4 protein-coding genes and 3 pseudogenes are annotated in these 6,000 nt (G+C 67.2%); 2 read left to right on the top strand and 5 right to left on the bottom strand.

Going from position 1 to position 6,000, the window contains the following annotated elements; genetic code table 11:
- Positions 1-720: 720 nt before the first annotated feature.
- Both IQ210_RS41910 and IQ210_RS48390 read right to left on the bottom strand, forming a co-directional pair.
- The gene (locus IQ210_RS41910) at positions 721-1,290 is read right to left on the bottom strand and encodes a hypothetical protein (RefSeq protein ID WP_194084499.1); all 570 of its coding nucleotides are present in this window, start codon (positions 1,288-1,290) and stop codon (positions 721-723) included.
- Positions 1,291-1,596: 306 nt separating this feature from the next.
- Positions 1,597-1,712: pseudogene (locus tag IQ210_RS48390) on the bottom strand (IS5 family transposase); the annotation flags it as partial.
- A 9-nt stretch (positions 1,713-1,721) separates the two neighbouring features.
- On the opposite strand from IQ210_RS48390, the pseudogene IQ210_RS48385 reads away from it, so the two are divergent.
- Positions 1,722-1,829 (top strand): annotated as a pseudogene (locus tag IQ210_RS48385) (IS5 family transposase); the annotation flags it as partial.
- 179 nt (positions 1,830-2,008) lie between these two features.
- Positions 2,009-3,337 carry a pentapeptide repeat-containing protein gene (locus IQ210_RS41895; RefSeq protein ID WP_322658103.1) on the top strand — a complete coding sequence of 443 codons (1,329 nt, stop codon included), beginning with the start codon at positions 2,009-2,011 and terminating at the stop codon, positions 3,335-3,337.
- 34 nt (positions 3,338-3,371) lie between these two features.
- Here the strand turns inward: IQ210_RS41895 and IQ210_RS47665 are convergent.
- From IQ210_RS47665 to IQ210_RS41885, 3 genes and pseudogenes are all read right to left on the bottom strand, one after another.
- Positions 3,372-3,551 (bottom strand): annotated as a pseudogene (locus IQ210_RS47665) (DUF6233 domain-containing protein); the annotation flags it as partial.
- Between the two features lie 73 nt (positions 3,552-3,624).
- On the bottom strand, positions 3,625-4,464 hold the full coding sequence (locus tag IQ210_RS41890; RefSeq protein WP_194084497.1) for an IS5 family transposase: 840 nt from the start codon (positions 4,462-4,464) through the stop codon (positions 3,625-3,627).
- A gap of 511 nt (positions 4,465-4,975) precedes the next feature.
- On the bottom strand, positions 4,976-5,554 hold the full coding sequence (locus tag IQ210_RS41885) for a GNAT family N-acetyltransferase (protein ID WP_194084496.1): 579 nt from the start codon (positions 5,552-5,554) through the stop codon (positions 4,976-4,978).
- Positions 5,555-6,000: the final 446 nt, after the last annotated feature.

Genomic DNA, 6,000 nt, shown 5'->3' with positions numbered 1-6,000 from the left:
CCGCCTGCGCCGATGTCAAGTTCAGCTACTCGACAGACGGGTTCAGGACCGGCAGCTCCATGTCCTTCACGACGGGCTACCACAGGGGTGAATCGTTCAAGGGCGTCTCCATCTTCAACTGCTGAGCCAAGCCACCGCCCGTCCTCACCAACCGCCACTGAGAACCCATCGTTGAACCGTTGATCGACCGCTGTGCCAAGGGCGGTGACTGTAGTGAGGACGCGTCGTTGCGGTGACGTGGCGTATGAACGTCTTGATTCAGCGATGCAGCAACTGATCTCGTCCCGCACCCACTTGGAGAACCTCGCCGCAGTCCTCGCCCACGAGCAGTTGACCAGCGCCGCCCCAGAAGAACGCGCGGCCCGTGCAGAGCTGTGCATGGACGCCCTCCAAACTCCTGGAGGACGCCGAAGCGGCAGTCGACTCTGGTGAACCCTTGGAGGTCGTCGTGGCGCTGGTCAACGCGATTGACCGGCTAGCGGTCCAACTGCGAGACCGAGTCCTGGACGATGTCGTGGCGTCCAGCCCGGCGCCTGACCACCTGCCATGACGGACGGCATGGACGGCTGTTATCGGCCGGGGTGCCGCTGCGGTCGGATAGGCGGGCTGCCGGGTGAGACGGCTGGAGGCGGAACGCGCAATTCTCCAGAACATCAGTCATGCCGGTCCAACGACTCTGCCGTCCCAACAGTCGCGCGCTCCGGGTTCAAGGATGGGTTCTCAGGGCCCGCCCGCTCCTGTGTCGCCCGAGGGGCGCCACGGTGGAGGCCATGGGACATCGTGGGCGATCCGCGCCCCCCGGACACCCAGATCGCAGCGCACGGCCTTGAGGAAGTCCGTGCGGGCCTTCCGGAACTCAAGGTACGCCTCGGGCCATGTGGCGATGCCGGTGGTCGGTATCCCGCGGGCCAGCCACTCGAGGTGCCAGAGCGCGTGGTTCAGTTTGATGGCGGCGGTATTGCTGTCCACGTCGCCGAGGAGCCAGAGGGCCTCTGCGAGCGCCGATCGGTGGGCCTCTGTTGCTGCGAGTTCCTTGAGCACCTCATCGGTCGGCTCCAGCGGCGTCGGCCCGGTAATGAGCCCCCGAGCGATGGCTAGCCCTGTGTACCGGCTGCTGAGTTGCTTGACGGTGTGGGCGTATTCCGCATAGGCGTTCAGGCGCCGCTCGTCCCATCGGACGGATTGCTGGCGCCGCCACCGAGTGCGCTCGTTCACTGCGGAGACAGCTAGGGACACCACCGCGCCGATGGCGACACCAACAAGAGGCAGTGCCTGACTGGCGAGACTCATCCTTCTCCCTCATGAGCGGAACGAACCGCCTCCCGGGTTCATATCCCCTATGCGAGGCGGCAACACGTGGGGGGAGGCCGATGGACGCTCCGGCGCCCGCCCGCCAGCACGACGGCGACGACACAGCTCGCCATGGGCACCAGCAGGAACAGAGAATCCGCCACGGCGGTGCCACCCGTCGGCAGGCCAGAGGTGGGACTCGGCAACAGCACCCGGCGGGCCTGATCCTCTGCAAGCCCGTACAGGGTGGGAGCGATCAGCGAGCTCAGAATCGCCAGCGCAGCAGCATCAGCGATACGGGCGGTGGACGTCGATGCCGAGGCAGCGCCGTGGTCGATGACGGTGGTGCGATACCCGGCGTCCACCCAGGCCTTCGTGACGTGCGGGTGGGCGGCGGCGATGCGGGACAGCACGGTCACGCCGGCTGCGGCATGATCCATCTCGCCATGACCGACCTGATGGCCCGCCGCCTCACCGGCGAGACCACCATCTCCTGGCGCGACCCGACATCAGCGGATCAAACACGCATCACAGGATGAAACGGCGGAAGAACACGACCTCTGAAGGAGGCCTGGCTGCACGGCAAACCAGAACATGCTAAGTACGGATGGTCGATGTTCACCAGCCCGGCAGTCACAACCTCAACCGTTGGGAGGTCTAGCTCGCTATGACCCGTCGCCCCGAGAACCGTCGCTCGGGGCGGACCGTCCTGTCTCTCGTGAGACTCTCCCCGCCCGGACGCCGGGCTGAGCGGCGCGGCCTGCGCCTGTGGCACGTGTGGATCGTCCTGCCCCTGACCTTCACCGCCGCGCTCGCCATCGCCGCCGGCGTGTTCCTCGCCGGGTGGGACCTCCTGAGCGTCCGCGGCCTCAAGCCCGAACACCACATCGACTCCACGACCCTCTTCGACCTGGTCAAGCTCTCCTTCGGGGTGGTCGCCGGGGCCGGTGCCCTGGTCGCCCTGGTCGTCGCCTATCGACGCCAGCGGGTCGACGAGGACGGCGCGCTGCGGGAGGCCACCCGCCTGCACACCGAACGCTTCACCACCGCCGTCTCCCAGCTCGGCGAGGAATCCGCCGCGGTCCGCCTCGGCGGCGTGCACGCCCTGGCCGGACTCGCCGACGATGCCCCCACCCGGGAACTACGCCAGACCTGCATCGACGTCCTGTGCGCCTACCTGCGCCTGCCATACGTCGCCGAGTCCGCGCTGTCGGCAGGCGACACGGACGCTCGGCATGCCTACCTGGCGCTGCGGGAGGTCCGGCACACGATCATCCGACTCATCTGCGACCACCTGCGCCTGCCGCTGCGGGACCCGCGCTCCTGGCAGGGACACGACTTCGACTTCACCGGCGTCGTGTTCGACGGCGGGGACTTCATCGGGGCGCAGTTCTCCGGCAGCACGGTCCGCTTCGGTGGGGCGCAGTTCTCCGGCGGCACGGTCGACTTCACCGCGGCGCAGTTCTCCGGCAGCGCGGTCGACTTCAGCGGGGCAAAGTTCTCCAGCGGCACTGTCAGCTTCAGCGGGGCAAAGTTCTCCAGCGGCACGGTCAACTTCCACCGGGTGCAGTTCTCCGGCGGCACGGTCGGCTTCATCGAGGTCGAGTTCTCCGGCGGCGCGGTCCTCTTCACCGGGATGGAGTTCTCCGGCAGCCCGATCAGCTTCTTTCGGGTGCAGTTCTCCGGCGGCATGGTCGACTTCAACGGGACACAGTTCACCAGCGGCACGGTCAACTTCAGCGGGGCACAGTTCTCCAGCGGCACGGGCAACTTCGACAGGGCGCAGTTCTCCGGCAGCGCGGTCGACTTCAGCGGGACACAGTTCTCCGGCAGCGCGGTCAACTTCAACGGGACACAGTTCACCAGCGGCACGGTCAACTTCAGCCGGGCAGAGTTCTCCAGCGGCACGGTTGACTTCAGCGGGACACAGTTCTCCGGCGGCAGGGTCGGCTTCTTCCGGGCGACTGGCGTACCGCCAACGGGTCTGGTTCCTCCGAGCGGGGTACCTCTGCCAGCCGGGCTGATCTTGCCAGCCGCTTGGTCATGACTCACAGGGTGACGACCAACGGGCTAGCGACCTTTCAGGCGAGGGGCCCAAGGGCGACGTCCGCGCCGCACTCGGAGCATGCCGTGGCGCCGGGCCGTCGCAGCTCGTCAAGTGCGGCGAACACGTCCGGCTCCTCCCCTCCGGCCGGGGCTTCCGGGCAGTCCCACACGTGGACGACGACCGAGGCTCGGCGCCCGCCGGCCGCCGCCTGGTACTGAAGCCTCCAGCCCCACCGGTCCGACCCCTGAAAGAGCGTTTTGTCCCCGCGAGGTTGTTTGGTTCGAGGTTCAGGTGTCGCGCCAGTTCGGGGTGGATTCGCGGGTGAGTCTGCGGCTTATGAGGTCGATCATTGCGACGCGGATTATGGCTTCGGACCGGTGGGGGTGGGTCTCGTAATCGCGTGCGAGACGGCGGTGATGCATCAGCCAGCCGAGGGTCCGCTCGACCACCCAACGTCGGGGGCTCACCTTGAACCCTTTGATGCCGGGGTCGCGTTGGACGACTTCGAGGTCGATGCCGAGGCGGGCGGCGTGGTCGATGACTTTCGTTCGGTAGCCGGTGTCGGCCCATGCCTTGGTCACTCGAGGGGTTGCGGCGGAGATCTGGGAGAGCAGGTGGATGCCGCCGGTGTTGTCGGAGACACTCGCCGCGGTCACCCAGACGGCCAGCAGCAGGCCGAGGGTATCGACGCCGATGTGGCGCTTGCGGCCTGCGATCTTCTTGCCCGCGTCGATACCCTGGCCGGCCGCCGGCACGTTGGCAGAGGTCTTGATGCTCTGCGCGTCCAGCACGCAGGCGCTCGGCTCGGCATCCCGGCCTTCGGCTTCACGCACCAGCCGCCGAAGCAGGCCGTTGAGCTGGTCGAAGACACCTTCCTTCTGCCATGCGGCGAAGTAGCCGTAGACCGTCTCCCACGGTGCGAAATCATGCGGCAGGTAACGCCAGGGGATCCCGGTGCGGTCGACGTACAAGATGGCGTCCATGATGCGGCGCAGGTCGTGCGCGGGCGGGCGGCCGATGTCCAGGCCCTTGCCTCTGCGCTCGGCCCGCCAGGCGGTGAGCGTGGGGCCGATCAACTCCCAGCGGGCATCGGACAGATCGCTGGGATACGGGCGCTGTCGCGTCATGTTTCGGTAGTACCGTCGGGCGCGACGCATCCCCAGGGCGCAAACAGCGTCAACCGGGGGCGCTTTGGGATCAGACAGGAGCGACTCGACTCAAACGGGCAGAGATATGGAGTCCCCCGTCACGCAGGCGGCATTGACCACTCTCATCTCAGCAGTCACGGACCCACTCGCCCTTCGAAGCGCCACCAAACAACCTCGCGGGGACAAAACGCTCTTTCAGAGGTCGTTTTCATCTATAGAGCCTGTTTCATCCCAACAAGTCCCCGTGATGGAGTGGCGTTTGGGAGACCTTAGGGGCTGGTGCGGTTGACGAGGCGCGCGGGGAGCCCATATTGCCTGTCTCATCCTGTGAAGCCCGTCTCATCCCAAGGTGAGTTGATATCCCCGATTACTCCCGCCGCTCCGCACAGGAACCCGACACGGGAGAGGCGCGAGTACCCCCTGTGACGCATGAGGCGACGCAAACTAGCTGAAAACGACCTCTCAGTTGGCAGGGCTCACTCTCATACGATCACTGCCCGGACCCGAGGCTGGCAGCCGGCAGGTTCAGCAGCATGACGTGGGACACGGGTCCGTCGTCGGCTTGCCGCCAGTGGCCGACCTGGCGGTAGCCCCAAGCGGCGTAGGTGGCGTGCGCGGGTGCCGCTTCCGGCTCGGTCCGCATCGCCAGCGTGACACGCTCGACGCCCAAGTCCGCCTGGAGGTGGTCGTGCAACCGAGCCGCCACGCCTTGGCGGCGCCAGGGGGCGCGTACCGCGAGTTCGACGATGCCCAGCGTGCGCTTGCCGGTCTCGGCCGCGAACTCCGGTGTCGTCTCCTCGTCCATCGCCTTCCACCATCCAGTGTCGGACGGCAGGGGATAGCCGAAGGCATAACCGATGGGCAGGCCGCCGCAGCGGGCTACGACGAGGCGTGCGCGGGGCAGGAAGACCTCCTGCGCGAAGCGGTCGAGGAACTCGGCGAGTTCCTTGGCGCCTTCGCAGTACGGCGGTTCGACCCAGATTTCCTTGTACATCGGCAGCACGAGGTCGAGCTGTCCGGCACACTCCAGGCCCTCCCACCGCTCCATCGTGATCGGCGGGTCCTCCATCGCTTCCTCCCGTTCACCAACATCAACCGGAACTCGCGTCGGTGACGGCTAGCGCCTGCCCGGACCGACAGGGCTGGACCTGCGGGACCGCTCGCCAACGCTGACGCCACCCCGGACGCGTACGCCGGCCCTCGGCGCGGCGAGGTAGCGGACGGGCCTGCGGGTACCCACGCCAGGGCCGCTCTTCGCCGTAGTCGGGTAGCGGACGGACCTACGCCGGCTACCGATGCCACCACCAGTCTTCAGAACAGCAGGGCGGCGCATAGGCCGGCGGCCGCCGATGCCGATACCCCCACCCTTCGCCGCGGCCCAGTGGCTGATGGACTTGCGTGTACCGGTCCCTGGACCATTGACCTCCAAGGTGGCGGGGCGGCGAACAGGCCGACGGGAGCCGACGCCAATGCCCCCGTTCTTCGCGGTGGCGGAGTAGAGGATGGACCTGCGAC

It is taken from the genome of Streptomyces justiciae (assembly GCF_015163075.1).
Taxonomy (GTDB): Bacteria; Actinomycetota; Actinomycetes; order Streptomycetales; family Streptomycetaceae; genus Streptomyces; species Streptomyces justiciae.
The sequence above is the reverse complement of the archived record's forward strand: the minus strand, read 5'-3'. Positions and strand labels throughout refer to the sequence as shown.

What these genes read in the sequence shown, in the direction of transcription:
- IQ210_RS41890 (WP_194084497.1), bottom strand. Translation starts at nt 4,464, where the DNA reads ATGACGCGACAGCGCCCGTATCCCAGCGATCTGTCCGATGCCCGCTGG.
- IQ210_RS41885 (WP_194084496.1), bottom strand. Translation starts at nt 5,554, where the DNA reads ATGGAGGACCCGCCGATCACGATGGAGCGGTGGGAGGGCCTGGAGTGT.
- IQ210_RS41910 (WP_194084499.1), bottom strand. Translation starts at nt 1,290, where the DNA reads ATGAGTCTCGCCAGTCAGGCACTGCCTCTTGTTGGTGTCGCCATCGGC.